The organism is Pseudomonas sp. GM41(2012), from assembly GCF_000282315.2.
GTDB lineage: Bacteria > Pseudomonadota > Gammaproteobacteria > Pseudomonadales > Pseudomonadaceae > Aquipseudomonas.
Map to the genome: position 1 here is coordinate 1,893,823 of NZ_AKJN02000006.1, position 25,561 is coordinate 1,919,383.

Genomic DNA, 25,561 nt, shown 5'->3' on the forward strand with positions numbered 1-25,561 from the left:
CCTGAGCCGCCGTTGGCGTTTGTTACGAGGCTGTTTTAATGCCGCTGTCCAACATCCGCATCATCCATCAGGACGCCGCCGTACTGGTGGTGAACAAACCGACCCTGCTGCTCTCTGTCCCTGGCCGGGCTGATGACAACAAGGATTGCCTGATTACCCGCCTGCAAGAAAACGGCTACCCGGAAGCGCGAATCGTCCATCGTCTGGACTGGGAAACCTCCGGCATTATTCTGTTGGCCCGTGATCCGGACACGCATCGCGAGCTGTCTCGGCAATTTCACGACCGCGAAACCGAAAAGGCCTACACCGCCCTGTGCTGGGGACAACCGGAACTGGACAGTGGCAGCATCGATCTGCCCTTGCGCTACGACCCGCCGACCAAGCCACGCCATGTGGTGGACCATGAATTCGGCAAACATGCCCTGACCTTCTGGCGGGTATTGGAGCGTTGCGGCGACTGGTGTCGTGTCGAATTAACACCGATCACCGGCCGCTCCCATCAGTTGCGCGTGCACATGCTTTCCATCGGCCACCCACTGCTGGGTGACGGGCTGTATGCCCACGAGCAAGCACTGGCGGCCTGGCCACGACTCTGTTTGCACGCGAGCATGCTGAGCTTCACTCACCCGCAAAGCGGCGAACGCTTGCGCTTCGAGTGTCCTGCTCCTTTTTAAGCAATCGCCGAACTAAAAAACACCCTTCCATTGAAGGGTGTTTTTTTATCTCTTGTTACAAATCGCCATGGAAATGACGTGAAAATATTGTCATGAATTTGTAATGAAACGTAAAATGCCGGTACTTGATATCAGGCAGGAAGTCCTCGTGCTGAGCAACAAGACACTCAAAGACGACTACCCGTTCACCTTCTGCCTGTTCAACACCACGCTACACCTTCTCGAGCAACCTTCAGCCGAAGCACAACAGGCGCTTGAACAGCTCATACACAAACGACGCGCCCACAAGCTCACCCGTGCAAGTGCGCCGCTTGCCTCCGGCGATACGCCGCTGTTTGCCAAGGTCCAGCCACTGAATACCCTGAAGGCAAAAGTGCGCGTGACCTTTGGCAAACCACAGCGCAATGGTCGATTCGACTGGCCGCTGGAAGAATTGATCAATACGCTCGAAGCGCAGCGCCGTGGCGTACAAATGCCGCCGCTGCAAGGGTTCGGTTACACCAAGGACCGACTGGGGCTGACCCGGGAATTTTTCATTATCACGCGCCTGCTCGACGATCATATCGACGGCGTGCAATGGCTTAGACGCAACCCGGACAGCGTCGAAACATTCGTTCTCGACGCCTTCGAATTGCTGAGCTCCTTGTCGCGCAAAAACATCACGCACATGGATTTCTGGGCTGGCAACATCATGATCCCGCAAACACCACAGACTTCGCTCAAAGCCATCGACTTTGAAAACTGCTTTGCCGGCCAGACAAACCATCAAAGCGAAACCCTGGGTTTTCAACTGGGCTACTTCTATCGCCGGGACATCTACAAGCTCATCACCGAAGCGGCCTATGACCGACTGGTGGACGAGTACATTCGACAGATCCCGGGGATATCGAAGGAAAAATTCAACGAGGTGTACCTCGCGAGCAAACATAAATATGTGGGCCGCAAGCAACGCCGCGAAGTGTTCCTCAATGGCAACCTGATCACCGGCTGACTCGTCCTCTTCGCCAATCGGCAGCTGACGTACGTCGAACGGCATTGTCTCTGCAATGCCGTGAGCCAATACGTTAAACTTGCGCCATTGCTGTCTGGAGCTACTTATGCGCGAAGAGTTGAACCAAGGCCTGATCGATTTCCTCAAGGCCTCCCCTACCCCATTCCATGCCACCGCCAGCCTTGTTCAGCGCCTGGAAGCGGCGGGCTATCAACGCCTTGACGAGCGCGAGCCATGGGCCACCGAAGCCAACGGTCGTTACTACGTCACCCGTAACGACTCGTCGATCGTCGCGTTCAAGATGGGCCGTCATTCGCCCCTGCACGGCGGCATTCGCCTGGTTGGCGCGCACACCGACAGCCCGTGCCTGCGGGTCAAACCCCAGCCGGAACTGCAGCGCCAGGGCTTCTGGCAACTGGGCGTCGAAGTCTATGGCGGCGCACTGCTGGCACCATGGTTCGACCGTGACCTGTCCCTGGCCGGCCGCGTGACCTTCCGTCGTGACGGCAAGGTCGAGAGCCAGCTGGTCGACTTCAAGGCGCCAATCGCCATCATCCCGAACCTGGCCATTCACCTGAACCGTGAAGCCAACATGGGCTGGGCGATCAACGCCCAGACCGAACTGCCGCCGATCCTCGCGCAATTTGCCGGTGATGAGCGCGTGGACTTCCGCGCCGTGCTCACCGATCAACTCGCCCGCGAACATGGCTTGAACGCCGACGTGGTGCTCGACTATGAGCTGAGTTTCTACGACACCCAAAACGCTGCGGTCATCGGCCTGCATGGCGACTTCATTGCCGGGGCGCGCCTGGACAACCTGCTGTCGTGCTACGCCGGCCTGCAAGCCTTGCTGACTACCGAAACCGACGAAACCTGCGTACTGGTCTGCAACGATCACGAAGAAGTCGGTTCCTGCTCGGCCTGCGGCGCCGACGGCCCGATGCTGGAGCAGACGCTGCGTCGCCTGCTGCCTGAAGGCGATGAATTCGTGCGCACCATTCAGAAATCCCTGCTGGTCTCGGCTGACAACGCCCACGGCGTGCACCCCAACTACGCCGACAAGCACGATGCCAATCACGGCCCGAAACTCAACGCCGGCCCGGTGATCAAGGTCAACAGCAACCAGCGCTACGCCACCAACAGCGAAACTGCCGGGTTCTTCCGCCACCTGTGCATGGCCGAAGAAGTGCCGGTACAGAGCTTCGTGGTGCGCAGCGACATGGGTTGCGGCTCGACCATCGGCCCGATCACCGCCAGCCACCTGGGCGTGCGCACCGTCGACATCGGCCTGCCAACCTTTGCCATGCACTCGATCCGCGAACTGTGCGGCAGCCATGACCTGGCGCACCTGGTCAAAGTGCTGAGCGCGTTTTACGCCTGCCGCGAACTGCCGTAATCCGTGTAGGAGCATGGCTTGCCAGCGATGGCGATCTTAAGGACGCCATCGCTGGCAAGCCATGCTCCTACAGGTGTTTGCCACTGATCGCTCAAAAGCCACCTAGACTTTAACTACCCCCCTTCGACAAGGCAGTCGCTCATGATCTCGTTGTCTTCGTTTCACGCCATGCTGATTCCGATTCTTGCCGGAATGATCATGCTGGCAATCGGTTTCAATTTTCGCGACAAGAACGTCGGCGTTTTCGCGATGTGGATCGGCATGCTGATGATCCTCGCCACCGTGGTTTTCAAGATCCTCGCCAAACTCAACGAATAAATCCTCGCCCCTGGCTCGCATTGATTTTGACGGGCTCGTACACTCGGTCGATCCGCTCATCCCGAGGTTGACCGCCTAGTGTTCGCTCGTCTTTTTGCCCTGCCGTGTTTATTCCTTGTCTGCCTCATGACGCTGCTGCCGATGGCACCCGCCCAGGCGGTCGGCTTGCCCAGCCTGCTCAACAGCTCGGCAAAACAGCCAGAGGCGCAAGAGCCCTTGGGACAATCCCTGGACGAAGTGATCAAGTCGCTGGAGAACGATCAGCAACGCACCAAACTGCTGGCAGATTTGAAGAAGCTGCGCGATGTCACCAAAAAGGCCCAGCCGATCACCGAAGTAGGCGTCCTGGGACTGATCGGTGGCACCCTGGCCAGTTTCGAAAAACAGTTTTCCGGAGCGGACAGCCCTCTCACTCGCTGGTCCGAAGAATTCAAACTGGCTGAGGATGAACTGACAGCGCTGGTGCTGCCGGCCAATGAATGGCTGCCGATCATCTTTGCCTTTGCCATGATCCTGATGCTCTGGAGCTTGCTGGCCGCGGCGTTGATCTGGGTCAGCCACCGGGTGCGGATGCGCTTCGGCCTGACCGAAGAACTGCCGCAGCACCCCAAGGCCCTGGACATGTTGCGCTTCGCCCTGCGCAAACTCGGGCCGTGGCTGATTGCGTTGGTCATGACGGTCTACATGAGCTACGCCCTGCCTTCGTCATTGGGCAAAAGCCTGGCCATGGTGCTGGCTTATGCGCTGGTGGTCGGCACCTGTTTCTCGGCAATCTGCGTGATCGCCTTTTCGCTGCTCGACGGCCCACACCGTCACCGCGCCTTGTACATCCTGCGGCACCAAGCCTTTCGGCCGCTGTGGCTGATCGGCAGTTTCGCCGCCTTCGGTGAAGCCCTGAGCGATCCGCGACTGGTCGAAAGCCTTGGCAATCATCTGGCGCACACCGCCGCGACGGTCGCCAACGTACTGGCGGCGTTGTCCACGGGGCTGTTCATCCTGCGGTTCCGTCGCCCCATCGCCCACTTGATCCGCAACCAACCACTGTCCCGACGCCTGACCCGCCGCGCCCTCAGCGACACGATCGAGATTCTCGGGACCTTCTGGTACATGCCGGCGCTGGTGCTGGTGGGTATTTCGCTGTTCGCCACGTTCGTCTCGGCCGGCGATACCAGCACCGCGCTGCGTCAGTCGCTGATCTGCACCGTGCTGCTGGTGTTGTGCATGGTCATCAACGGCCTGGTGCGCCGCCATTCACTCAAACCACAGCGCAGCGTGAAGCGTCACGCACTGTATTCGGATCGCCTGAAAAGCTTCTTCTACACACTCGCCCACTTGGTGGTGTGGCTGGCGTTCATCGAACTCGGCCTGCGGGTCTGGGGCATGTCGCTGATCCGCTTCACCGAAGGCGAAGGCCATGAAGTCAGCGTCAAACTGTTCAGCCTCGGCGGCACGCTGATTTTTGCCTGGCTGATCTGGATTCTCAGCGACACTGCCGTGCACCACGCCCTCACCCGCTCTCGCAAAGGCCTGGCGAATGCCCGCGCGCAGACGATGATGCCGTTGATACGCAACGTCTTGTTCGTCGCGATTTTCATCATTGCGCTGATCGTCGCCCTGGCAAACATGGGCATGAACGTCACGCCATTGCTGGCCGGTGCCGGCGTGATCGGTCTGGCCATCGGTTTCGGCGCACAGTCGCTGGTGGCGGACCTGATCACCGGGCTGTTCATCATCATCGAAGACTCGCTGGCCATCGACGACTACGTGGATGTTGGCGGCCACCTGGGCACCGTCGAAGGGCTGACCATTCGTACCGTGCGCCTGCGGGACATTGACGGCATCGTCCACACCATTCCGTTCAGCGAAATCAAAAGCATCAAGAACTACTCCCGGGAATTCGGCTACGCGATTTTCCGGGTGGCGATACCTTCCAACATGGACATCGACAACGCGATCAAACTGATGCGCGACGTCGGCCAGAAGATGCGCACCGACCCACTGCAACGGCGCAACATCTGGTCGCCACTGGAGATTCAGGGTGTCGAGAGTTTCGAGTCAGGCAACGCGATTCTTCGCGCCCGGTTCAAGACCGCGCCGATCAAGCAATGGGAAGTGTCCCGAGCGTTCAACCTGTCACTCAAGCGACACCTGGACGAAGCCGGACTCGACCTGGCGACGCCACGCATGAGCGTGCAGGTGATCACGGCAGGTGGCGGCTCAGTAGTGGAATAACCCTGTAGCAACTGGCAGGCAAAAAAAATCCCCGAACCAGTCGGGGATTTTTTATGTTCGATCAATCAGCCCGAGAGCGGATCAATCTTCGCGATAGCGACGCAGCTTCAACTGCTTACCAGCAACGCGAGTGTCCTTCAGCTTGGTCAGCAGACGCTCCAGACCATCTTCCGGCAGCTCAACGAGGCTGAAGCTGTCACGCACCTGGATGCGACCGATTGCTTCGCGAGCCAGACCACCCTCATTGAGGATAGCGCCCAGCAGGTTCTTGGCAGCGATACCATCACGCGCACCCAGCGCGGTACGGCAACGAGCACGACCTTCGGCCAATGGAACCGGAGCACGACGCTCACGATCACCACGGTCCGGACGATCACCGGTACGCTCTGGACGATCGCCACGCGGTGCGTTGTTCGGCACCAGTGGACGTTCTTTCTCGATGGCTGCCAGGGTCAACGCCTGAGCATTGGTTGCCTTGCGCAGCAGAGCAGCGGCCAGTGCACGTGGGGTGCAACCGATGTCGGCGGTCAGGCGATCCAGCAGATCACCGTGGGTCGATTCGGCATCAGCCACCAGCGGCGACAGGCTGTTGGTCAGTTTCTTGATGCGGGCATCGAGAACAGCCTGAGCGTCCGGCAGGCGAACTTCGGCAACTTTCTGACCGGTTACACGCTCGATCACTTGCAGCATGCGGCGCTCACGTGGAGTCACCAGCAGCAGTGCACGACCTTCGCGACCGGCACGGCCAGTACGGCCGATACGGTGAACGTAGGACTCTGGATCGTACGGCATGTCAACGTTGAACACGTGAGTGATGCGCGGAACGTCCAGACCACGAGCAGCAACGTCGGTCGCCACAACGATGTCCAGACGGCCATCCTTGAGGGATTCGATCACGCGCTCACGTTGGTTCTGAGCAATGTCACCGTTCAGCGCAGCGGCTTTGTAGCCTTTGGCTTCCAGGGCACTGGCCAGGTCCAGGGTCGCTTGCTTGGTGCGCACGAACATGATCAGGGCATCGAAGTCTTCAACTTCCAGCAGGCTCAATACAGCCGAGGTCTTCTGGTCAGCGTGAACCAACAGGTGAGCCTGTTCGATCGCGGTAACGGTCTGAGTCTTGGTCTGGATCTTCACGTGTTGCGGATCGCGCAGATGGCGCTCGGCAATGGCACGGATCGACTGCGGCAAGGTAGCCGAGAACAATACGGTCTGACGGGTTGGAGGCAAGGCCTTGAAGATAACTTCGAGGTCGTCCATGAAACCCAGTTTGAGCATTTCGTCCGCTTCGTCGAGAACCAGGTGGTTCACGGTCGACAGAACTTTTTCGTCGCGACGCAGGTGGTCGCACAGACGACCCGGAGTGGCGACAACGATCTGTGCGCCATTACGGATTGCTTTCAGTTGTGGACCCATAGGGGCGCCGCCGTAAACGGCCACAACGGTAACGCCCGGCATTTGCTTGGCGTAGGTTTCGAAAGCGGTTGCTACTTGCAGCGCCAACTCACGGGTTGGCGCCAGGATCAGGGCTTGCGGCTCGCGCTTAGCAGGATCGATGCGATGCAGGATCGGCAGGGCGAACGCAGCGGTTTTACCCGTACCGGTTTGCGCCTGACCAATCATGTCGTGACCGGCCATGATGATCGGGATCGATTGCTGCTGAATAGCCGAAGGTTCTTCGTAGCCAGTCGCGATGACGGCTGCAAGAATATTCGGATTAAGATTAAAAGCGGCGAAGCCGCCGGTTTCCTGGGTCATGGGTCTGCCTCTAAGTGCATCCGCAAAGACCCATGCTCCAAAGCTGCGCATGCCGTGTAAGACTCAAGAGTCGCCCTGGCTGCTTTGTCGGCGGGGATTTGCGAAAACGAATGAATGAAAAAGATTCGTCAAGGGAGAGTCCGCTGTGCGGACGTGCAGCCGAAGCTGACTTCGGGGAATTGCGCTACCTAAACGCGGCCCGGTTAAAGGCCGGCGCGCACTATACCGGAATTCGCTCAAAAAGGGAGCTTTATTTGTCGGAAAACTGCCGCGTACAGCGTTCTGTCACACGCTTTGCAGACAATCGGGCAACAGTCTATTTTTCAAAGGCCCAGCCCTGCTGACGATCGCGCTAAAACGGTTCACCCTTGTGACGCAGACCTGCCGTCTGACACATCCTTCCCGCCCGAGGAAATGCACCATGAATCAGCCCTGCTCCAGTCGTGTGAGCCGTGAACGGCACGGTCATGTCCTGATGATCGGCCTGGATCGGGTGGCCAAACGCAACGCCTTCGATCTCGACCTGCTCAATGAACTGAGCCTGGCCTATGGCGAGTTCGAGGCCGACAGCGAAGCGCGGGTGGCGGTGGTGTTCGGCCATGGTGAGCATTTCACCGCAGGGCTCGACCTGGTCAGCGCCAGCGCGGCCCTGGCTGACGGCTGGCAGGCACCGCCCGGCGGCTGCGATCCGTGGGGGGTGTTCGCCGGCCCCAGGGTGAGCAAACCGGTGATTGTCGCCGCGCAAGGCTACTGCCTGACCATCGGTATCGAATTGATGCTGGCCGCCGATATCAACCTGTGCGCCAGCAATACCCGCTTCGCCCAGAAAGAAGTGCAACGCGGGCTCTTCCCGTTCGGCGGTGCCACGTTGCGCCTGCATCAGGTCGCTGGCTGGGGCAATGCCATGCGCTGGCTGCTGACCGGCGATGAGTTCGATGCCCATGAGGCGTTGCACCTGGGGTTGGTGCAGGAAGTCATGGCCAGCGAGGACCTGCTGCCACGGGCGATGGAGTTGGCTGAGCGGATTGCCCGGCAGGCGCCGCTTGGGGTTCAGGCGACGTTGATGTCTGCGAGGCAGGCGCGTTATGAAGGGGAAACAGCGGCGGCTCAGGCATTGCCGCCGATGGTGAAGAAGTTGCTGACCAGTGAGGATGCCAAGGAAGGCGTGCGGTCGATGATCGAGAAGCGACCCGGCGTGTTCAAAGGGGTTTGAGGGATGTATTGGCTGTAAGGACCTCTTCGCGAGCAAGCCCGCTCCCATAGGGGAATGCATTTCAAATGTGGGAGCGGGCTTGCCCGCGATGAGGCCCTCACAGACGCCGACTTAGGTCGCCGGGCGGATTGCCTTGATCAACGACTGCAACGAATACCCCAACCTCGGCGCCAGCCCTTCGGCGCGGGCGATCAAGCCGTCCATGTCCAGTTCCTGATCCAGCTCCGAAGGCACGAGCAGAATCACATTGCCCTCCTTCACCGGCAGTTCCCAGTAATGCCGGTGATAGAGCCCGCGAAACAATGCGGCGCCCAACGGCTTGCCATCGTCGGTGGCCCACTGATTGATCACCAACCAACCACCCGGGTTCAGGCGTTTCTGACAGTTTTCCAGGAAACTCCACGCCAGATGCCCGACACCCGGCCCGACATCGGTATAAAGGTCGACAAAAATCAGATCCGCCGGCTCAGCGGTATCGAGCAGTTCCAGCGCATCGCCCACCCGGATATACAGCCGCGGATCGTCATCCAGCCCAAGGTATTCAATGGCCAGGCGCGGCACGTCGGGGCGCAGCTCGATGGCTTCGACGTCTTCCAGCGGCAAGAACTTGAGGCAAGCCTGGGTCAAGGTGCCGGCACCGAGGCCGAGGAACAGCGCGCTTTCCGGCTGCTCGTGGCACAACGCGCCAATCAGCATGGCCCGGGTGTAATCGTATTCGAGCCAGCTCGGGTCAGCCGTGAACACGCAGCTCTGTTCGATGGCATCACCGAACTCGAGAAAACGGTAATCGGCCACTTCCAGCACGCGAATCACGCCGAACTCATCCTGTACCTCGGCGAGCAGATGCTCGACGCGCTCCTCAGTCATTTCGTCTCCTGATCGTTACCGGGCCCGGCAACGCAATAAACCGCAGGGTTGAAGCGGCAAAAGCGCGATTGTCCGCGAAGCGACGGGAACAGGTCACGCACTAATTGCTGATAACATGACAGTCCGAGCGTAAAACACTAGAGACCGTGATGAGCCAACCCTGGAGCCCTGACAGCTGGCGCGCCCTGCCGATCCAGCAACAACCCCATTACCCCGACGCGGCGCATTTGCTGCACGTCGAGCAAACGCTGGCCAGTTATCCGCCGCTGGTGTTTGCCGGTGAAGCCCGGGAGTTGCGCCGTCAGTTTGCCGAAGTGACCCAGGGCCGCGCGTTTCTGCTGCAGGGCGGCGACTGCGCCGAAAGCTTCGCCGAGTTCTCCGCCGCGAAAATCCGCGACACCTTTAAAGTCCTGCTGCAAATGGCGATCGTCATGACCTTCGCCGCCGGTTGCCCGGTGGTCAAGGTCGGGCGCATGGCCGGGCAGTTCGCCAAACCGCGTTCGGCCAACGATGAAACCATCGACGGCGTCACCCTGCCGGCCTACCGTGGCGACATCGTCAACGGCATCGGCTTCGACGAAAAAAGCCGCGTGCCGGACCCGGAGCGCTTGCTCCAGTCCTACCACCAGTCCACCGCGACCCTGAACCTGTTGCGCGCCTTCGCCCAGGGCGGTTTTGCCGACCTGCATCAGGTGCACAAGTGGAACCTGGACTTCATCGCCAACTCGGCGCTGGCCGAGAAGTACAGCCACCTGGCTGATCGCATCGATGAAACCCTGGCGTTCATGCGCGCCTGCGGCATGGACAGCTCGCCACAACTGCGCGAAACCAGTTTCTTCACCGCCCACGAAGCACTGCTGCTGAACTATGAAGAAGCCTTCGTGCGTCGCGACAGCCTGACCAACGACTACTACGATTGCTCGGCGCACATGCTGTGGATCGGCGACCGCACCCGTCAGCTCGACGGCGCCCACGTCGAGTTCCTGCGTGGTGTGAACAATCCAATCGGGGTCAAAGTCGGCCCGAGCATGAACCCCGAAGACCTGATTCGCCTGATCGATGTGCTCAACCCGGACAACGATCCGGGCCGTCTGAACCTGATTGCGCGGATGGGTGCGAACAAGGTCGGCGATCACCTGCCGCAACTGATCCGTGCCGTGCAGCGCGAAGGCAAGCAAGTGCTGTGGAGTTCCGACCCGATGCACGGCAACACCATCAAGGCCAGCAGCGGCTACAAGACCCGCGACTTTGCGCAGATTCTTGGTGAGGTGAAGCAGTTCTTCCAGGTTCACGAAGCCGAAGGCACGTATGCCGGCGGCATCCACATCGAGATGACCGGACAGAATGTCACTGAGTGCATTGGTGGAGCGCGGCCGATTACCGAAGACGGGTTGTCGGATCGGTATCACACCCATTGCGACCCGCGGATGAATGCGGATCAGTCGCTGGAGTTGGCGTTTTTGATTGCTGAAACCCTGAAGCAAGTCCGCCGTTAAATCGCGTTAAGCCCTTCGCGGGCGAGCCTTGCTCCTACAGGATCTTTGTCGCTCATAGAACCTGTAGGAGCAAAGCTTGCTCGCGATGGCGTCAGCTCAATCACCACTGAACTGTGCCAATGCCACCCTCAACCGCGCCGCACTCGCCCGCGGGCAGTTCAACTGAACCCGCTCAAGCCCCAGCCAATCCGCCATTCGCCGCAGATTGACCGCCAACGCCAGCATCCCCTCGTCATCCAGCCCCGGCTCTTCCTCATGCACAGCGTGCACCGCCAGCCGGCCCTGCGCCCGCTCGGCGCGTAGATCCACCCGAGCGGCAATCCGTTCATTGTGCAAAAACGGCAAAACATAGTAGCCGTAGACCCGCTTGTCCTGCGGCGTATAAATCTCCAACCGATAGCGAAAATCAAACAGGCGCTCGGTGCGACTGCGCTCCCAGATCAGCGAGTCGAAGGGTGAAAGCAAGGCGCTGGCTTCGACCTTGCGCGGCACTGTCGGCTCAGGCAGACAATAGGCCGGTTGCCGCCAGCCCTGGACTTCACAAACCAGCAATTCACCCGCCTCCACCAGTTCCGCCAAGCGCGGACGGGCATCACCGGGACTCAGGCGAAAGTAATCCCGCAAGTCTTTTTCTGTTCCCACGCCCAACGCTGTCGCGGCATGCAGCAACAGGCCGCGCTGGGCCTCGGCCTCACTCAGCAGCGGCTGCGCAAGAATCGCCGAAGGAATCACCCGCTCCGGCAGATCATAAAGCCGCTCGAACCCGCGCCGCCCGGCCACGGTCACTTCACCGGCGGCAAACAACCATTCCAGCGCATGCTTTTCCGCGCTCCAGTCCCACCAGGGCCCTGCCCGTTCCTGACGGGTCGACAGGCTGCCGGCACCCAGCGCGCCCAGCTCCTGAACCGAGGCCAGCACCCGGCGAATCGTGTCCTGCCGCTCCCGACCGAAACGTGCCAGTTGCTGATAGATATCTTCGCCACAGGTCGCGCGCAGCATGCGCCAGCGCATCAACGGGTACATCGACAAGGGCAGCAACGAGGCTTCATGCCCCCAGTACTCGAAGAGCGTGCGCCGCCGGCCCGAACTCCAGGCAGCCTGGTCGAGCAAGTCGGATGAGTAATTGCCGAGGCGGGAAAACAAGGGAAGGTAGTGCGAACGCACCAATGCATTGACCGAATCGATCTGCAGAATGCCCAGCCGCTCGATCAGGCGATTGAGCTGGACCGGTTTGATCGCCGCTGGCGGCTGGCGCCCGTTGAACCCTTGGGCGGCCAGCGCCAGACGCCGAGCCTGTTTGATGGAAAAGGACAGTGTTGCGCGCATGAGCATCTCCTTGTCTGCTCGCAACCTACCTCACCGGAAGACGGTTTGTGTAGTTGTGTATGACTCATTTGTGCATCGGGTCATCCCAGAATGGGCGGATGGTTTCGTGCTCGACATCCGCACGACTGAGCCCGATGTCCTTCAACGCTTCATCACTCATGCCCGCCAACATTTCACGTTCACGGTGCAGTTCGTACCAGCGATTGAATTTGTGCAGCAAATCAGAGATCAGGTGCACCGAGTGTTTTTCTACGTCGACATAACCTTTTTGACCTTTCATCTTGTTGCCCTCCGTTTGGATGGCTCAAGTGTCGCGCCGGGGCTAAGATCAATCCAACGAATGTTTCTTATGTAATACATCTCGGAGATTGATGAATGTCTACCTACCCGAGTATCGACACCGAAGTGCTGCGCACCTTTGTTGCCATCGCCGACCAGGGCGGTTTTACCCGTGCCGGCGAGTTGGTCAACCGCACTCAGTCCGCCGTGAGCATGCAGATGAAGCGGCTGGAAGAGGATGTGGTGCAGCGTCAATTGTTCCAGCGCGACGGACGACAGGTGCGGCTGACAGCGGAGGGCCAGGTGTTGCTGGGCTATGCCCGGCGCATCCTCAAGCTGCACAGCGAGGTGTTCAATACGCTGCGCGAGCCGCACATGGTCGGCATGGTGCGCATCGGCACGCCCGACGATTACGTGATGCGTTTTTTGCCGGGGATTCTGCGGCGATTTGCCCAGACGTATCCGCTGATCCAAATCGAGGTGCACTGCGAATCATCAAAACAATTGCTGATGCGCCAGGACCTGGACTTGACCATTGTCACCCGCGAGCCGGGCAACGAAATTGGCCAGTTACTGCGCAAGGAGCATTTTGTCTGGGCCGAGGCACAATGTTTCAGCGCCCATGAGCAAACGCCACTGCCGCTGGCGATGTTCAACAGTGATTGCTTCTGCCGCTTATGGGCCTGCAATGCGCTGGACGCCATGGGTCGCGATTACCGCGTGGCGTACAACAGCGACAGCCTGTCGGCAATCATGGCGGTGGTCAGCGCCGGACTGGCCGTCACCGCGCAACTCGAAAGCCTGATCACGCCCGACATGCGCATTCTCGGTGAAGCCGAAGGCCTGCCGATCCTGCCCGAGGCCAGCATCATGCTGGTGCGCAACCTGCACAACCCGTCGCCGATCACTGAGTGCCTGGCCGAACACATCGTCGAAGGCTTCAAACTTTAAGGGCGAGCATCACCGCGCAGAACACCAGGAACCCACAGAACAACCCGCGCAGCAGTCGCTCTGGCAGTGCGTGGGCGATCCTCACGCCCCAACTGATGCTCATCAGACCGCCAACCGCCAAGGGCAAGCCGATCATCCAGTCCACCTGATGGTGCACCGCGTAAGTCACCAGCGTGACGCCAGTACTCGGCAGCGCCAATGCCAGCGACAACCCCTGCGCAACCACCTGACTGGTGCCGAACAAACTGGTCAGCACCGGCGTTGCCACCACCGCCCCGCCCACGCCAAACAGCCCGCCCATGGTGCCGGAGGCGGCGCCGAGCACACCCAGCCATGGCCATGAGTAATTCATCTGCGCAGACACTGGCGCGTTGGCGCAGAACATTCGCACCAGGTTGTAGGTCGACAGCACAATCAGGAACGCGACAAATCCGACGCGCATGGTTTGCGCATCAATGCCCACCGCCCAGATCGAACCGATCCAGGCAAAACAAAACCCCATCGAAGCCAATGGCAGCGCGTGGCGCAATTCAATGCGATTACGCTGGTGGTAACGCCACAGCGCCAGCATCACGTTGGGCACCACCATGACCAGCGCCGTGCCTTGGGCAATCTGCTGATCGAGGCCGAACAACACACCCAGCAACGGAATCGCGATCAAACCACCGCCAATGCCGAATAACCCACCGAGGGTTCCGAGGGCGGCGCCAAACACCAGGTACATCAAAAACTCAATCACAGGCGATTTTCCCTTCACGTCAGGCTATTCATCCTACGCAGTCGGCGCTGGCGGGGAAACGCACAGCAACGCACAATGGCTGTGCCAATTTCGCACAAGCGCAGACAACACCATGAACCCCAATCAATTGACCGAACAACTGGGTCTGTTCCTCGACGTGCTGGAAACCGGCAGTTTTTCCGCCGCGTCCCGCCGCCACCCGCTGACCCCTTCGGCGGTGGCCCGGCGCATCGACAGCCTGGAAAACGCCGTCGGCAGCCAGTTGTTCGTTCGCAGCACCCACGCCGTGCGCGCTACCCCGGCGGGTTTGGCGTTTGCCGAGCGCGCACGACGGATCGTGGCTGAACTGCGGCTGGCTCGGGCTGAAGCGGTATCCTTGAGCAGCGCACCAGAAGGCTTGATTCGGATCGATGCACCGGCCGCATTCGGACGGCGACATCTGGCGCCGGTGATTGCCGACTTTCTGATGCTCTACCCCGGCCTCGACGTGCAGTTGCACCTGATCGACAGTTTCGTCGACATGCAGGGTTTGAATCTGGGCAAGGTCGATCTGGTGCTGCGCGCCGGGCAAATGGCCGATACCCGACTGGTGGCCACGCCGCTGGCGAGCATGGTGCGCATCGCCTGTGCCAGCCCCGAGTATTTGCAACGGCGTGGTGTGCCGACCGATCCGGCGCAGCTGATTGAGCATGATGGCCTCGACTGGGATGGCCTGGCCCCGCCGTTCGCCTGGCGTTTCGAGCGGGACGGGCAGATGCACTTGCACCGCCCGGCGCGCATCCGCATGAGTGCCAACAATGCCGAGGCGTTGGTCTGCGGCGCTTTGGCCGGGTTGGGTATTGCGCACTTGCCAACCTGGTTGACCAGCGAATACCTGTTACGCGGTGAACTGCTTCCGCTGTTCTGCGAACACGGCCTGCCACCACCGGAATCGACCGGCATTTATGCCTTGCGTCTTGAGCAACAACCCAATCCCCGCAGCCGCTTATTGCTGGAATACCTGAAGACCCGCTTCAGCCCGATCCCGCCGTGGGATCTGGCCCTGCAAAGTACCCTCGACCGGCACTAGGCTAGAATTGTCTGGTGCATTAAAGATTCGCCCGCTAGATTTATGACGATCACTGATCAAGGCTTCGAAATGACCACCGAGCGCAACACCCCGGATAACTGCGACGACCTCCTGCTGGATAATCAGGCCTGCTTCGCCCTGCACTCCACCTCGCTGCTGATGACCAAGGTCTACAAGCCGCTGCTGCAAGCACTGGGCCTGACCTATCCGCAATACCTGGCGATGATGGTGTTGTGGGAACAGGACGGTTTGACCGTAGGCGAAATCAGCACGCGCCTGCTGACCGATCCTGGCTCACTGACGCCCTTGCTCAAACGCCTGGAAGTCGAAGGTTTACTCAGCCGCACCCGCAGTCGTGAAGACGAGCGGGTGGTGATTGTCGAACTCACCGAACAGGGTCGCGCCTTGCGGGAGCAAGCCCGCGGTATTCCCCGGTGCATCCTCGGCGCCAGCGGGATGACCCTGGAGAGACTGCAGAAACTGCAAGCGGAGCTGCAAGCGCTGCGCAGCAATCTGCAGAACAGTCTCTGATCTTCAAACCACCACCCATCCCCCTGTGGGAGTGAGCCTGCTCGCGATAGCGGTAGGTCAGTCAACGTTGAAGTGACTGATCCACCGCTATCGCGAGCAGGCTCACTCCCACATTTGTTTTTTGTGGTGTGCTTCAAATCTTATTCGCCATCCAGTCAAAAAATTCTTCGCTAAAAATCCTTCCGCGACCGCTCTAACTCAATACATCCAATCAGCGCCCACCTCTCAAACCAAAACCTTTTCAAAAATTTATCTTGCGCGCTAAATATTCGCGAGCTACATTTATCTCGCACTTACTTAGCGCGCAAACATTTAGCGCAAAACACCCAACTCCGAATGAGGCTTACACCATGCAAACTCTCTACACCGCTATCGCAACTTCCACCGGCGGCCGTGACGGTCGTGCGGTTTCCAGCGACAACATCCTCGACATCAAACTCGCCACGCCCAAAGAACTCGGTGGTGCCGGCGGTGCAGCGACCAACCCTGAGCAACTGTTCGCAGCCGGTTACTCCGCCTGCTTCATCGGCGCGCTGAAATTCGTCGCCAGCCAGACCAAACGCAAAATCCCGGACGACGCTTCGATCACCGCCCATGTCGGCATCGGCCAGATTCCTGGCGGTTTCGGTCTGGACATCGACTTACACGTCAGCTTGCCGGGTCTTGAACAAGCCGATGCACAAAGCCTGGTCGACGCCGCACACCAGGTCTGCCCGTACTCCAACGCCACCCGTGGCAACGTCGATGTGCGCCTGCACGTCACCGTCTAACCGCTGATTCCCAGGCCCGAACCAGGAAACGCACATGAGCACTTTCAGTAAAGTCTTGACCGGTACCCTTCTCGCCTTGTCCATCCACAGCGTGTTCGCGGGCGACGGGGTTGAACACAACACCCAAGCGTTCCTCGACGTTCTGAATGCCGGCACCGGCAAACCGATGGAACAACTCACCCCTAAAGAAGCCCGCGCCGTGTTGGTCGGCGCGCAGGCCGGGGTGAAACTGACGCTGCCAAAAGCCGATGTCAGCGAGAAGACCATTCAAGTTGACGGCCAACCGCTCAACCTGACCATCGTCCGGCCGGCCGGGGTCAAAGGTGAGCTGCCAGTGTTCATGTTCTTCCACGGCGGCGGCTGGGTGCTGGGGGATTTCCCAACCCACGAGCGCCTGGTTCGGGATTTGGTTACCGGTTCGGGGGCGGCGGCGGTGTTCGTCAACTACACGCCTTCGCCGGAAGCGCATTACCCGGTGGCGATCAACCAGGCTTACGCCGCAACCCAATGGGTGGCCGAGCACGGTAAAGAGATCAACGTCGACGGCAAACGTCTGGCCGTGGCCGGCAACAGCGTCGGCGGCAACATGGCGGCCGTGGTTGCGCTGATGGCCAAAGACAAGGGCACACCGGCGATCAGGTTCCAGGTGCTGCTGTGGCCGGTGACTGACGCCAGCTTCGAGACGGCGTCCTACAACCAGTTTGCCGAGGGGCACTTCCTCACCAAAAACATGATGAAGTGGTTCTGGGACAACTACACCACCGACGCCAAACAGCGTAACGAGATCTACGCGTCGCCGCTGCGGGCAACCACTGCGCAACTCAAGGGCCTGCCACCTGCGCTGGTGCAAACGGCAGGCGCCGACGTGTTGCGCGATGAAGGCGAAGCCTACGCCCGCAAACTCGACGAGGCTGGCGTGCCGGTTACCGCCGTGCGCTACAACGGCATGATCCACGACTACGGTTTGCTCAACGTGGTGAGCCAGGTGCCGGCGGTGCGTTCCGCGATGCTTCAAGCCTCCGAAGAGCTCAAGCAACACCTGAAATAACATCGCCCCCCGTAGGAGCACGGCTTGCCGGCGATGGCGTACTTGAGGCCGCTATCGCCGGCAAGCCGTGCTCCTACAGGGATTGGGTTGTGTATGCACCGCCGTGCGCTACAACGGCATGATCCACGACTACGGTTTGCTCAACGTGGTGAGCCAGGTGCCAGCAGTGCGTTCGGCGATGCTGCAAGCATCCGAAGAACTGAAGCAACACCTGAAATAACATCGCCCCCTGTAGGAGCACGGCTTGCCGGCGATGGCGTACTTGAGGCCGCTATCGCCGGCAAGCCGTGCTCCTACAGGGATTGGGTTGTGTATGCACCGCCGTGCGCTACAACGGCATGATCCACGACTACGGTTTGCTCAACGTGGTGAGCCAGGTGCCGGCGGTGCGTTCCGCGATGCTTCAAGCCTCCGAAGAGCTCAAGCAGCACCTGAAATAAAGCAAAAGATCGCAGCCTCGTTTCACTCGACAGCTCCTACAGGGGAATACAAAACCCATGTAGGAGCTGTCGAGTGAAACGAGGCTGCGATCTTTTGAACTGATCTTCGGCCACAAAAAAGCCCGACTCAATGGTCGGGCTTTTCATTCCTGAAGCAGTGCTTATTTAGCACGACCTTTGTAGGAACCGCCTTCGCGGGTATCGATCTCGATCATGTCGCCGATTTCGATGAAGTCAGCAACCGACAGCTCGGTACCGTTCTTCAGTTTGGCAGGCTTCATCACTTTGCCGGAAGTGTCGCCGCGAGCGGAACCTTCGGTGTAGTCAACCTGACGCACGATAGTGGTCGGCAGTTCTACGGAAACCAGACGCTCTTCGAAGAAGATCGCTTCGCAAACATCGGTCATGCCTTCTTCAACGAAAGGCAGAACGGCTTCGATGTCTTCAGCGTTCAGTTCGTACATGGTGTAGTCGGTGGTGTCCATGAACGTGTAGGAGTCGCCGCTGATGAAGGACAGGGTCGCTTCTTTACGGTCGAGGATTACGTCGTCCAGTTTGTCGTCGGCGCTGTAAACGATCTCGGTCTTGTAACCGGTCAGCAGGTTTTTCAGCTTGGTCTTCATGATCGCGCTGTTACGACCCGACTTGGTGAATTCAGCTTTCTGAACCAGCCAAGGATCGTTTTCGAGACGGATAACCATCCCGGGTTTCAGTTCTTTACCAGTTTTCATTGCGAATATCCGAATTTGGATGGGATTTACAAAAATCTAGGCCGCGTATCATATCCAATTTACATAAAACTGTACCAGCGCTGCGGCAAGATCTGCCTGCAAAGCCTGTTCCAGACACCACTCTTCGGCGTGTTTTTGCAGTTCTGGCCAGTGTTTTCGGGTCAATTGCCAGTGCCCGGTCATATTGTCACCCGCATTCCACGCCCGCCAAAGACCGCTGATCGCCTCGCGGGCAGGCTCGGACAGGCCTTTGGTGTACAGCGCGAGGAAGGCGTCGAGCTTGTCCAGATGGATGTCTTCGTCCTGCTGATAGATGTGCCAGAGCAGCGGCCGGCCCGCCCATTGGGCGCGAACAAACGAGTCTTCACCGCGCACGGCATTGAAATCGCAGCACCAGAGCAGGTGATCGTATTGATCCTGTCGGACGAACGGCAGCACTTGCACGGTCAATTCACCGCGCACATGCACCGCGCCGGCCACCAGACCGTCCACACCGAGCCAACGTTCGACATCCCCAAGAATCCGGCCTTCGGGTACCAGCAGATGAGTGGGCGTCGAGTCGACAGCCATTGCCTCGAGCCAGCTGGCCAGCCCATTATTTTCGTAGGCAAACAGCGAGATCAACTGCGCACCTTGCGCGCGATCAATCCCTAAGCCTTGGAGGAATTCTCGCTGGGCCTCGGGGTTTTGCTGAAACTGCTGACGACGCTCAAGCAATCCGCTTTCACGCAGCAAGCCACCGGTGCCCTTCTGAAACCCCGGAAAGAAGAAGAATTTTTGTACGCTCTTGTATTTCACCGACGGCAAGCCGTGGCAGCCGACGACCCAGTCCTCGGCACTCAGATAGTCGAGATTCATCCACAGTGGCGGTTTTTCCCGCTCGGCCATGGCATCCATGTAAGCACTTGGCAATTGGCAGGCGAACGCGGCGATCACCACATCAGCGGCTTCAGTGGGCTGCCAGTCGGCTGTCCACTGACGCACCTCAACGCCCTGCTGCCATTGCTGTGAGGCGTTGATGTCGATTTCCGGACACAAGCGCTCGAAGGCCCGCAGATCATCGACCCACAAACGCACCGCCACCGAATGTTCGGCCACCAGTTGTCGGGCCAGACGCCAGGTCACGCCGATGTCACCAAAGTTGTCGACCACCGCGCAGAAAATATCCCAGCGCCAGCAGTTTTTTACTTGAGGCATTTCAGGCATTCCAGGCTCCCGTTGGCAAAGGCGCCGATTGTCCTCATAAATTACCCCGTGCAGAAGAGCCGACGGCGATTAATCTTCATGCGACAATCGCCACTCGCCCGCGACCACCCGCCAGGAGGCAGCCATGCCCTACCGTCCCAACCCGCGCCGCCCGTTGCCGATCCAGCTCAGCGCCTTGCAACTGACCGGCAGCATTGCCCTGGGTTTGTGGCTAGGGTTTATCGCGATCGCGCTGACGTGCTGGCTCGCCTCTCGACTGTTGTTCAGCGAACAGCTCGCGCCCGTGGCCGAGGCAGTGCAGCAACTGGCCAAACCACCGGTGGTGGTGCAACCGGTGCCGGCCATTGCGCCGCAGAGCCCGTTGTTCGATCAGTATGAAGAGAACCTGCGCAAGAACGAGCAGCAGCAAAGGCTCGATCAGGCGCGCAGCAGCAACCGCAATCTATCGAACCCCAAATGCCAGTTCTGGCTGCAACAGGACCACACTGCACCGAGCGAAAAAAGCCGCGCCAACGTCCAGCAATTCTGCGATTGATCAAGAAGCTCTCTATGCACAAGCCGACCGTCCACCAACTGATTCTCGACAAGCTGCGGGTCGACCTCGACATCGCCGAGCGTGCCGCACAAACCGCTTACGAAACCGCGACCCACGAAGAAAACATCGCCGAGAACAAATACGACACGCTGGGTCTGGAGGCCTCTTATCTGGCAGCCGGGCAGGCCAAACGTGTGGAGGAAATCAGGCGCTCACTGACGCTTTGCCAGAACCTGACGCTGCGACCTTACGACGATCAGCGTGGCATCGAAGTCGGCGCCCTGCTCGGTCTGGAAGATGAAAAGGGTCGTGAGCAATGGTTGTTTCTGGCCCCCGACGCAGCGGGTTTGAAAGTCGACGTGGTGGGGCAATGGATTACCGTCATCACCCCCCGCTCACCGCTGGGTAAAAGCCTGCTGGGCAAGTTCGAAGGGGACGAGGTGGAGATTCTGGTGGCGGGTGCTCGGCAACAGTTTTCTGTTACCGAGGTGGTCTGACGCCGGAGATTAATGCACCGGCAGTTCGACGCCGTCGAACAGCTCTTCCAGTTCCTGCTTGTTGTGGCACTGGATGGCCTTGGCCATGACTTCGCGGGTCAGGTGCGGGGCGAACTTCTCGATGAAGTCGCACATGAAGCCACGCAGGAACGTGCCGCGACGGAAACCAATTTTAGTAATGCTGGACTCGAACAAGTCGCTGGCATCAAGCATGACCAGGTCGCTATCGAGTTTGGCATCGACCGCCATTTTCGCCACGATCCCCACGCCCAGGCCCAGACGAACGTAAGTCTTGATCACGTCGGCGTCGGCGGCGGTGAACACCACTTTCGGCGTCAGGCCGCGATGACTGAAAGCTTCGTCGAGCTTCGAACGGCCGGTGAAACCGAACACGTATGTCACGATCGGGTATTCGGCCAGGGCTTCGAGGGTCAGCTTCGACAGCTTGGTCAGCGGGTGCCCCTGAGGCACGACCACGCAGCGGTTCCAGCGATAGCACGGCATCATCACCAGATCACCGAACAGCTCCAGCGCTTCGGTGGCGATGGCGAAATCCACGGTGCCGTCAGCGGCCATTTCAGCGATCTGCATCGGCGAACCCTGGTGCATGTGCAGGGCAACGTCCGGGTATTGCTTGATGAAATTGCTGATCACCGGTGGCAACGCATAACGTGCCTGGGTGTGCGTGGTGGCGATCGACAGGGTGCCTTTCTTCTCGTTGGAGAATTCCTGGGCGATCTGCTTGATGCTTTCAACCTTGCGCAGGATCTCGCCGGCGGTGGTGATAATGCGCTCGCCGGCCGGGGTGACGCGAGTCAGGTGCTTGCCGCTGCGGGCGAAAACCTCAACCCCCAATTCGTCTTCCAGCAGACGGATCTGCTTACTGATGCCCGGTTGCGACGTGTAAAGGCTTTGGGCTGTAGCGGAAACGTTGAGGTCGTGGTGCGCCACTTCCCAGATGTAGCGCAGTTGTTGAAGCTTCATATGAATCCCTCAAAGCAGGTAGACGCCACGGGCATCAGCGACGGTATATAACTATATTAATGGTTTGAAGAATAAATCTAGAACTTTTTTGTCAAACTGCCACTATTCGTGTTCTGGTGTCCTGCCTCGTGAATGCGAGGCAGGACACTAACGATCCCCTTGGCGACGACGTTCCACCAGCGGCACCAGATAGACCGGCACCCGAGACAGTTGCAGCACCCGCGCTGCGGTCCGGCCCAAAGGCGTTTCGGCGCCAGCACCATGGCTATGACTACCTACGATCAACAAATCCACGGAGAGTTTCTGCGCCTGGTCGAGAATCACCTGTGACGGATCGCCCTGAAGCACCCGTACTGCTTTGATCCGCTCCAGGTCCTGCTCCCCTTCATCCCCCAATTCTTCACGAAAGCTGTCGAGCACCCGCTGCTCGATATTGGCAATCACCGTGTTCAAGCCCTGACTGTGAAACTCGTTCAACGACTGCTCATCGAGGTAACTCTGAAGCACCGACTCGGCAAACAGCCCCATCGGTTCAACGGCATGCACCACGTAGAGATCGGCATTGAATGTGCGCGCCAGCGCCAAGGCATGCTGCATTACCAAAGGTGCGTACAGGCCGAGGTCAGTGGCGTACAGCATCGAATGAATCATATGACCTCCTCGAGTGCCGACATGGCGGAGATTGATTCAGCTTAGCAGTGCCTTGGCGAGTACGACGTTTCGCGTAACGCGTTGAACCGTGGGCTTAAACCTTTTGCTCGTTGCTTATGCCATGCGGCACGTGACCGGTGGCGACCACCTCGCGGGCCAACTCGCAATGACCGGCCTGATCGTCGAAAAACACGTCGGCGGCAAAGGCTTCAAGAAACGCCGACTTGGTCAGGCCGCCGAGAAACAGCGATTCGTCCAGACGAATATCCCATTCGCGCAAGGTACGGATCACTCGCTCATGGGCCGGCGCTGATCGCGCGGTTACCAGCGCGGTGCGGATCGGACAGGCGTCTTCCGGGAACTCGCGCTGCAACAGATTGAGGGCGGCGAGGAAGCCTTTGAAAGGCCCACCGCGCAATGGCTCACGGGCGGCTTCACGCTCACTGGCCTGAAACGCTTCCAGACCACCGGACTGATAGACGCGCTCCGATTCGTCGGAAAACAGCACCGCGTCACCATCGAAGGCAATGCGCAATTCATCACTGGCCGCACGGCTGGCACCACCCGACAGAATGGTCGCGGCGGCGAACCCTGCATCCAGTGCACTGCGCACGTCTTCGGCATGCGTCGAGAGAAACAGGTCGCAGCCGAACGCCTTGAGGTAGGGATAAGGACTGCGCCCGCCGACAAACGCCGCGCGGGAAATCGCCAGGCCATAGTGGTGGATCGAATTGAAAACCCGCAGGCCGGTGTCGGCGCTGTTGCGCGACACCAGGATCACCTCGACCCGGGCGCGGCCAAGGCTGGTGTTCAAGTTGAGGAGTTTTTGTACCAGCGGAAATGCATCGCCGGGCTCGAGGATTTCGTCTTCGTGTTCGATCTGATATTGCCGATAGGCTTCGACGCCGCTCGACAGATAGACCTTGTGGCTTTCGCTCAGGTCGAACAGCGCACGCGAAGAAATCGCCAGCACCAGTTTGTCGTCGATTGTCTTTGCCATGCCCTTCCCCCTCAGGTTGATCGACTCAGGTGTTACGTCGATCGATAAAACTCAAACTGCGATACAAGGCTTCGATTCGCGGCAATTCGCACCCTGCGGCCTTGGCTGCCGCCAGTGGCCGGGCGTAAATCGCATCCAGCTCAAGCGGTCGTTTGTGCAGAAAATCGTGGTACATGCTCGGCCAATAGTCCGGCATTTTCTCGGTCACCATGAACAGATGATCCGCATAACCGGCGGGTACGTCGTGACCGCAGGCGATTGCTCCCTGAACCACTTCAGCCATCAGCGCCTTGATCAGTTCCCGACTGTCGGCATCGGCCATCAACGGCGTGGTGCTGGCCCCGAGCAGAACCGACAGACCGTTGTAAGGGATATTCCAGACCAGTTTTTGCCAGCGCGCCTGATGCAGGTTCGCCATGGCCTGGGAGTCGATGCCGGCGGCGCGGAACAGCCCGGCGCCCTCCTCGACAATCGCCATGCGCGCCTGCTGATCGGCTGCAGGGCCACTGTGGTAGCCAACATTCACCGCGCCGAGCGCCTGATGAGTGATGACGCCTGGTCCATCGCGATGAACGCAGATATAGCAGAGCCCGCCGAGCACGTGCAGCGAGTCGGGGAGCAACGCTCGCAGACTGTCTTCAACGTCCAGGCCGTTTTGCATCAGCAGCACTTTCGCATCGGGGGCGGCGGCTTGAATGATCGTCGGTGCCAGCTGCGCGTTACTGGTGGTTTTCGCGCCCACCAGCAACCAGTCACAGGGCGGCATGTCTTCGGCATTCGAATAGGCCTGAACCGGATTCAACGTCAGCGCTCCGTGCACCGCACTGTCGAGCTGCAACCCGCGCTCGGCCACCGCCGAAAACTCACTGCGCAACAGAAAATGCACATCGAAACCGGCACGCGCCAGCATCAACCCGTAGAAACCGCCGATCGCGCCGGTTCCGATAATACCGATTGTCGGTTTGGTTACTGCCCCCATCATGGCAACTCCTCTGCAATTCGACTCAGCGCCTGAGCCACGGCTGCATTGAGCTCTGTACGGGTCAGGCGCGATTTTAGTGCCCCGAAGAATTCACCGTCGCGCACCACAAACAGCGCCGGCAAATAAAAAACCTGATAACGCTCGACCACCCCGCCATTGTTCCCGGCATCGATCCAGCACAGCCGATCGACATCCAGATCGAGTCGTGGCAATTGCTCACGGGCAAAACGGCAACTGGCGCAGCCGACGCTGGTGAAAATGACCAGCGAAACACCGTTCATCGCCAGCAGCCGTTGGTCGGCGTCGAAATCAGTCAGTTCCAATTCGACCACTATACTGGGTGGAACAATGTCAGATGGCCGACACATGGAGTCCGTGCTCATGGGACGTTTTATTCCTCACCCTGACGATGTGCCCGTCGAATTAACGTTGCTAAAACCTGAGTGTATTTCACGGCAACAGCTGCACACTATCAGCCTCGGCGGCATGGCTTGCAATTATCACCGGGCGTGGCGCCACGGTACGGCGCTGGAAGTGCGCATGCCGACCTTGAACCCCGACATGCGTTTTCTGGGCTATGTAGCCTGGTGCCTGCGACGCAAACGCGGCTATCTGGTAGGCATTGCCTTTGTTGACGAACAGATGATGTTCAGTGCCCGGATGGGCGAGCAGGTGTGCCAGATCAAACATTACTGTCGCCTGCATGACGCGCATGACGATCTGCAGGAAACTCAGGCCCTGGCCCTCGAATGGGTCCAGGAACATGCCGACGAGTTCTCCCACGACACGGTTCGCAGGGCATTTACGCGGGTTGTGCTGGATTAGCAGGGGCATCCTCAATGGGTTTTCCCGCGCAAACTAATTGAGAATGCCCCTTAAA

Annotated in this window: 27 protein-coding genes and 2 pseudogenes; 17 read left to right on the forward strand and 12 right to left on the reverse strand. The window is 59.3% G+C overall.

What is annotated here, in order from left to right; all coding sequences use genetic code 11:
* Nucleotides 1-38: 38 nt before the first annotated feature.
* From PMI27_RS17320 to PMI27_RS17305, 5 genes are all read left to right on the forward strand, one after another.
* A complete protein-coding gene (locus PMI27_RS17320) occupies nucleotides 39-674 on the forward strand; it encodes an RluA family pseudouridine synthase (RefSeq protein ID WP_008146175.1) in 636 nt (211 codons plus the stop codon).
* 115 nt (nucleotides 675-789) lie between these two features.
* A complete protein-coding gene (locus tag PMI27_RS17315) occupies nucleotides 790-1,665 on the forward strand; it encodes a hypothetical protein (protein ID WP_443200783.1) in 876 nt (291 codons plus the stop codon).
* A gap of 106 nt (nucleotides 1,666-1,771) precedes the next feature.
* Nucleotides 1,772-3,061, forward strand: coding sequence for a M18 family aminopeptidase (locus PMI27_RS17310; protein WP_008146178.1), 1,290 nt, complete (start codon nucleotides 1,772-1,774; stop codon nucleotides 3,059-3,061).
* A gap of 141 nt (nucleotides 3,062-3,202) precedes the next feature.
* Nucleotides 3,203-3,379 carry a hypothetical protein gene (locus PMI27_RS31885; RefSeq protein WP_008146179.1) on the forward strand — a complete coding sequence of 59 codons (177 nt, stop codon included), beginning with the start codon at nucleotides 3,203-3,205 and terminating at the stop codon, nucleotides 3,377-3,379.
* Nucleotides 3,380-3,457: 78 nt separating this feature from the next.
* Complete coding sequence (locus PMI27_RS17305; RefSeq protein WP_033053185.1) at nucleotides 3,458-5,611, forward strand: mechanosensitive ion channel family protein; 2,154 nt, start codon at nucleotides 3,458-3,460, stop codon at nucleotides 5,609-5,611.
* An 81-nt stretch (nucleotides 5,612-5,692) separates the two neighbouring features.
* Here the strand turns inward: PMI27_RS17305 and PMI27_RS17300 are convergent, their stop codons facing one another.
* Entirely contained in the window at nucleotides 5,693-7,366 is a 1,674-nt protein-coding gene (locus PMI27_RS17300; protein WP_008146183.1) for a DEAD/DEAH box helicase, read from the reverse strand.
* Nucleotides 7,367-7,787: 421 nt separating this feature from the next.
* Between PMI27_RS17300 and PMI27_RS17295 the strand changes: the two genes are divergently transcribed.
* Nucleotides 7,788-8,579: a crotonase/enoyl-CoA hydratase family protein gene (locus PMI27_RS17295; protein ID WP_008146185.1), complete on the forward strand. Its 792-nt coding sequence runs from the start codon at nucleotides 7,788-7,790 to the stop codon at nucleotides 8,577-8,579.
* Between the two features lie 111 nt (nucleotides 8,580-8,690).
* On the opposite strand, the gene PMI27_RS17290 is transcribed toward PMI27_RS17295, so the two are convergent.
* Nucleotides 8,691-9,446 (reverse strand): spermidine synthase, encoded by a 756-nt coding sequence (locus PMI27_RS17290; protein WP_008146187.1) that lies wholly within the window; start codon nucleotides 9,444-9,446, stop codon nucleotides 8,691-8,693.
* A gap of 149 nt (nucleotides 9,447-9,595) precedes the next feature.
* Between PMI27_RS17290 and PMI27_RS17285 the strand changes: the two genes are divergently transcribed.
* Nucleotides 9,596-10,942, forward strand: coding sequence for a class II 3-deoxy-7-phosphoheptulonate synthase (locus PMI27_RS17285; RefSeq protein ID WP_008031425.1), 1,347 nt, complete (start codon nucleotides 9,596-9,598; stop codon nucleotides 10,940-10,942).
* A gap of 96 nt (nucleotides 10,943-11,038) precedes the next feature.
* Here PMI27_RS17285 and PMI27_RS17280 read toward each other — a convergent pair whose 3' ends face one another.
* Nucleotides 11,039-12,268, reverse strand: coding sequence for a winged helix-turn-helix domain-containing protein (locus PMI27_RS17280; protein ID WP_008146190.1), 1,230 nt, complete (start codon nucleotides 12,266-12,268; stop codon nucleotides 11,039-11,041).
* Between the two features lie 64 nt (nucleotides 12,269-12,332).
* A complete protein-coding gene (locus tag PMI27_RS17275; protein WP_008146193.1) occupies nucleotides 12,333-12,548 on the reverse strand; it encodes a DUF1127 domain-containing protein in 216 nt (71 codons plus the stop codon).
* A gap of 95 nt (nucleotides 12,549-12,643) precedes the next feature.
* Between PMI27_RS17275 and PMI27_RS17270 the strand changes: the two genes are divergently transcribed.
* Nucleotides 12,644-13,498: a LysR substrate-binding domain-containing protein gene (locus PMI27_RS17270; RefSeq protein WP_008146195.1), complete on the forward strand. Its 855-nt coding sequence runs from the start codon at nucleotides 12,644-12,646 to the stop codon at nucleotides 13,496-13,498.
* Here PMI27_RS17270 and PMI27_RS17265 read toward each other — a convergent pair.
* On the reverse strand, nucleotides 13,488-14,237 hold the full coding sequence (locus PMI27_RS17265; protein WP_033053187.1) for a sulfite exporter TauE/SafE family protein: 750 nt from the start codon (nucleotides 14,235-14,237) through the stop codon (nucleotides 13,488-13,490). The two genes, PMI27_RS17270 and PMI27_RS17265, sit on opposite strands and share 11 nt — an antisense overlap.
* Nucleotides 14,238-14,349: 112 nt before the next feature.
* Here PMI27_RS17265 and PMI27_RS17260 point away from each other — a divergent pair, with 112 nt between their 5' ends.
* The 6 genes and pseudogenes from PMI27_RS17260 to PMI27_RS30430 all read left to right on the forward strand — a co-directional run.
* Nucleotides 14,350-15,306, forward strand: a complete 957-nt coding sequence (locus tag PMI27_RS17260) for a LysR family transcriptional regulator (RefSeq protein WP_008146200.1) — start codon at nucleotides 14,350-14,352, stop codon at nucleotides 15,304-15,306.
* Nucleotides 15,307-15,375: 69 nt separating this feature from the next.
* Entirely contained in the window at nucleotides 15,376-15,837 is a 462-nt protein-coding gene (locus PMI27_RS17255) for a MarR family winged helix-turn-helix transcriptional regulator (protein WP_008146202.1), read from the forward strand.
* A gap of 350 nt (nucleotides 15,838-16,187) precedes the next feature.
* Entirely contained in the window at nucleotides 16,188-16,607 is a 420-nt protein-coding gene (locus PMI27_RS17250) for an organic hydroperoxide resistance protein (RefSeq protein WP_008146992.1), read from the forward strand.
* A 34-nt stretch (nucleotides 16,608-16,641) separates the two neighbouring features.
* The gene (locus PMI27_RS17245; protein ID WP_024164562.1) at nucleotides 16,642-17,655 is read left to right on the forward strand and encodes an alpha/beta hydrolase; all 1,014 of its coding nucleotides are present in this window, start codon (nucleotides 16,642-16,644) and stop codon (nucleotides 17,653-17,655) included.
* A 91-nt stretch (nucleotides 17,656-17,746) separates the two neighbouring features.
* Nucleotides 17,747-17,875 (forward strand): annotated as a pseudogene (locus tag PMI27_RS30425) (alpha/beta hydrolase); the annotation flags it as partial.
* A 91-nt stretch (nucleotides 17,876-17,966) separates the two neighbouring features.
* Nucleotides 17,967-18,095 (forward strand): annotated as a pseudogene (locus PMI27_RS30430) (alpha/beta hydrolase); the annotation flags it as partial.
* Nucleotides 18,096-18,256: 161 nt separating this feature from the next.
* Here PMI27_RS30430 and PMI27_RS17240 read toward each other — a convergent pair.
* A complete protein-coding gene (locus tag PMI27_RS17240) occupies nucleotides 18,257-18,826 on the reverse strand; it encodes an elongation factor P (protein WP_007899917.1) in 570 nt (189 codons plus the stop codon).
* Nucleotides 18,827-18,874: 48 nt separating this feature from the next.
* Nucleotides 18,875-20,032 (reverse strand): elongation factor P maturation arginine rhamnosyltransferase EarP, encoded by a 1,158-nt coding sequence (earP, locus tag PMI27_RS17235; protein ID WP_008148556.1) that lies wholly within the window; start codon nucleotides 20,030-20,032, stop codon nucleotides 18,875-18,877.
* A gap of 124 nt (nucleotides 20,033-20,156) precedes the next feature.
* Here earP and PMI27_RS17230 point away from each other — a divergent pair, with 124 nt between their 5' ends.
* Nucleotides 20,157-20,567: a hypothetical protein gene (locus tag PMI27_RS17230; protein WP_008148554.1), complete on the forward strand. Its 411-nt coding sequence runs from the start codon at nucleotides 20,157-20,159 to the stop codon at nucleotides 20,565-20,567.
* Nucleotides 20,568-20,581: 14 nt separating this feature from the next.
* Nucleotides 20,582-21,064: a GreA/GreB family elongation factor gene (locus tag PMI27_RS17225; RefSeq protein ID WP_008148552.1), complete on the forward strand. Its 483-nt coding sequence runs from the start codon at nucleotides 20,582-20,584 to the stop codon at nucleotides 21,062-21,064.
* A 9-nt stretch (nucleotides 21,065-21,073) separates the two neighbouring features.
* Here the strand turns inward: PMI27_RS17225 and cysB are convergent, their stop codons facing one another.
* The 5 genes from cysB to PMI27_RS17200 all read right to left on the reverse strand — a co-directional run bounded on the left by cysB (nucleotide 21,074) and on the right by PMI27_RS17200 (nucleotide 25,064).
* The gene (gene cysB / locus PMI27_RS17220) at nucleotides 21,074-22,048 is read right to left on the reverse strand and encodes an HTH-type transcriptional regulator CysB (RefSeq protein ID WP_008148549.1); all 975 of its coding nucleotides are present in this window, start codon (nucleotides 22,046-22,048) and stop codon (nucleotides 21,074-21,076) included.
* Between the two features lie 147 nt (nucleotides 22,049-22,195).
* Entirely contained in the window at nucleotides 22,196-22,699 is a 504-nt protein-coding gene (locus PMI27_RS17215) for a universal stress protein (protein ID WP_008148547.1), read from the reverse strand.
* Between the two features lie 94 nt (nucleotides 22,700-22,793).
* Nucleotides 22,794-23,699: a 5'-nucleotidase gene (locus PMI27_RS17210; protein ID WP_008148545.1), complete on the reverse strand. Its 906-nt coding sequence runs from the start codon at nucleotides 23,697-23,699 to the stop codon at nucleotides 22,794-22,796.
* 25 nt (nucleotides 23,700-23,724) lie between these two features.
* The gene (locus PMI27_RS17205) at nucleotides 23,725-24,681 is read right to left on the reverse strand and encodes a putative 2-dehydropantoate 2-reductase (protein ID WP_008148543.1); all 957 of its coding nucleotides are present in this window, start codon (nucleotides 24,679-24,681) and stop codon (nucleotides 23,725-23,727) included.
* A complete protein-coding gene (locus tag PMI27_RS17200) occupies nucleotides 24,678-25,064 on the reverse strand; it encodes a thioredoxin family protein (protein WP_033053188.1) in 387 nt (128 codons plus the stop codon). The genes PMI27_RS17205 and PMI27_RS17200 overlap by 4 nt, the downstream gene beginning before the upstream one ends.
* Between PMI27_RS17200 and PMI27_RS17195 the strand changes: the two genes are divergently transcribed.
* Nucleotides 25,063-25,506 carry a PilZ domain-containing protein gene (locus PMI27_RS17195; RefSeq protein WP_008148539.1) on the forward strand — a complete coding sequence of 148 codons (444 nt, stop codon included), beginning with the start codon at nucleotides 25,063-25,065 and terminating at the stop codon, nucleotides 25,504-25,506. The two genes, PMI27_RS17200 and PMI27_RS17195, sit on opposite strands and share 2 nt — an antisense overlap.
* Nucleotides 25,507-25,561: the final 55 nt, after the last annotated feature.

Coding starts and splice junctions, on each gene's coding strand:
- PMI27_RS17320 (WP_008146175.1), top strand. CDS start 39: ATGCCGCTGTCCAACATCCGCATCATCCATCAGGACGCCGCCGTACTG.
- PMI27_RS17315 (WP_443200783.1), top strand. CDS start 790: ATGCCGGTACTTGATATCAGGCAGGAAGTCCTCGTGCTGAGCAACAAG.
- PMI27_RS17310 (WP_008146178.1), top strand. CDS start 1,772: ATGCGCGAAGAGTTGAACCAAGGCCTGATCGATTTCCTCAAGGCCTCC.
- PMI27_RS31885 (WP_008146179.1), top strand. CDS start 3,203: ATGATCTCGTTGTCTTCGTTTCACGCCATGCTGATTCCGATTCTTGCC.
- PMI27_RS17300 (WP_008146183.1), bottom strand. CDS start 7,366: ATGACCCAGGAAACCGGCGGCTTCGCCGCTTTTAATCTTAATCCGAAT.
- PMI27_RS17295 (WP_008146185.1), top strand. CDS start 7,788: ATGAATCAGCCCTGCTCCAGTCGTGTGAGCCGTGAACGGCACGGTCAT.
- PMI27_RS17290 (WP_008146187.1), bottom strand. CDS start 9,446: ATGACTGAGGAGCGCGTCGAGCATCTGCTCGCCGAGGTACAGGATGAG.
- PMI27_RS17285 (WP_008031425.1), top strand. CDS start 9,596: ATGAGCCAACCCTGGAGCCCTGACAGCTGGCGCGCCCTGCCGATCCAG.
- PMI27_RS17280 (WP_008146190.1), bottom strand. CDS start 12,268: ATGCGCGCAACACTGTCCTTTTCCATCAAACAGGCTCGGCGTCTGGCG.
- PMI27_RS17275 (WP_008146193.1), bottom strand. CDS start 12,548: ATGAAAGGTCAAAAAGGTTATGTCGACGTAGAAAAACACTCGGTGCAC.
- PMI27_RS17270 (WP_008146195.1), top strand. CDS start 12,644: ATGTCTACCTACCCGAGTATCGACACCGAAGTGCTGCGCACCTTTGTT.
- PMI27_RS17260 (WP_008146200.1), top strand. CDS start 14,350: ATGAACCCCAATCAATTGACCGAACAACTGGGTCTGTTCCTCGACGTG.
- PMI27_RS17255 (WP_008146202.1), top strand. CDS start 15,376: ATGACCACCGAGCGCAACACCCCGGATAACTGCGACGACCTCCTGCTG.
- PMI27_RS17250 (WP_008146992.1), top strand. CDS start 16,188: ATGCAAACTCTCTACACCGCTATCGCAACTTCCACCGGCGGCCGTGAC.
- PMI27_RS17245 (WP_024164562.1), top strand. CDS start 16,642: ATGAGCACTTTCAGTAAAGTCTTGACCGGTACCCTTCTCGCCTTGTCC.
- PMI27_RS17240 (WP_007899917.1), bottom strand. CDS start 18,826: ATGAAAACTGGTAAAGAACTGAAACCCGGGATGGTTATCCGTCTCGAA.
- earP (WP_008148556.1), bottom strand. CDS start 20,032: ATGCCTGAAATGCCTCAAGTAAAAAACTGCTGGCGCTGGGATATTTTC.
- PMI27_RS17230 (WP_008148554.1), top strand. CDS start 20,157: ATGCCCTACCGTCCCAACCCGCGCCGCCCGTTGCCGATCCAGCTCAGC.
- PMI27_RS17225 (WP_008148552.1), top strand. CDS start 20,582: ATGCACAAGCCGACCGTCCACCAACTGATTCTCGACAAGCTGCGGGTC.
- cysB (WP_008148549.1), bottom strand. CDS start 22,048: ATGAAGCTTCAACAACTGCGCTACATCTGGGAAGTGGCGCACCACGAC.
- PMI27_RS17215 (WP_008148547.1), bottom strand. CDS start 22,699: ATGATTCATTCGATGCTGTACGCCACTGACCTCGGCCTGTACGCACCT.
- PMI27_RS17210 (WP_008148545.1), bottom strand. CDS start 23,699: ATGGCAAAGACAATCGACGACAAACTGGTGCTGGCGATTTCTTCGCGT.
- PMI27_RS17205 (WP_008148543.1), bottom strand. CDS start 24,681: ATGATGGGGGCAGTAACCAAACCGACAATCGGTATTATCGGAACCGGC.
- PMI27_RS17195 (WP_008148539.1), top strand. CDS start 25,063: ATGGGACGTTTTATTCCTCACCCTGACGATGTGCCCGTCGAATTAACG.
- PMI27_RS17200 (WP_033053188.1), bottom strand. CDS start 25,064: ATGAGCACGGACTCCATGTGTCGGCCATCTGACATTGTTCCACCCAGT.